1 protein-coding gene is annotated in these 815 nt (G+C 71.3%); it reads left to right on the top strand.

The genetic code is table 11. From position 1 onward, the window contains the following. A partial coding sequence (locus CA983_RS44400; RefSeq protein ID WP_143645891.1) for an AMP-binding protein occupies positions 1–815 on the top strand: 815 nt, incomplete at both ends.

Raw genomic sequence — 815 nt, 5'->3', positions numbered from 1 at the left:
GCCGCCGCCTCGACCACACCGGCCGTGCTCGCCTGGGACGCAGCCACCGACACCGAACTCGCCACGCCCGCCGGGGACGGCGACGACCTCGCCTACATCATCTTCACCTCCGGCTCCACCGGACGCCCCAAAGGCGCGATGGTCCACCGCGCGGGCATGGTCAACCACCTGCTCGCCAAGGTCGACGACCTGCACCTCACAGCCGACGACGTCGTGGTGCACAACGCCCCGGTCACCTTCGACATCTCCGTCTGGCAGATGCTCTGCCCCCTCATCACCGGCGGACGCCTCACCGTCGTCGACCGCGACACCGCCGCCGACCCGCAAGAACTGTTCGGCCGCATCGCCACCGACGGTGTCACCGTCCTCGAAGTCGTCCCCTCCCTCCTCCGCGCCGCCGTCGACGCGTGGAACAACGGTCTGGTCCGTCCGGAACTCGCCCCGCTCACCCACCTGATGGTGACGGGCGAGACGCTCCCCGCCGATCTGGCGCGGGAGTGGCTGGAACTGGCACCCCACATCCCCCTCGTCAACGCCTACGGGCCGACGGAGTGCTCCGACGACGTCACCCACGCCGTCATCACCCCCGCGACCCCGCTCGACACCCGCGCCCCGATCGGGCACCCGGTACGCAACACCCGCCTGTACGTGCTCGACGCCCACCTCCAACCGGTACCGCCCGGCACCCCCGGCGAGCTGTACGTCGCCGGCACCGGCGTCGGCCACGGCTACCTCGACAACCCGACCAAAACCGCCGCCACCTTCATCGCCGACCCCTACGCCCACGACCCCGGCACCCGCATGTACCGCACCGG

The organism is Streptomyces swartbergensis, from assembly GCF_002148965.1.
In the GTDB taxonomy this organism is placed as follows: domain Bacteria; phylum Actinomycetota; class Actinomycetes; order Streptomycetales; family Streptomycetaceae; genus Streptomyces; species Streptomyces swartbergensis.
This window is presented reverse-complemented; position numbering and strand designations above follow the sequence as displayed.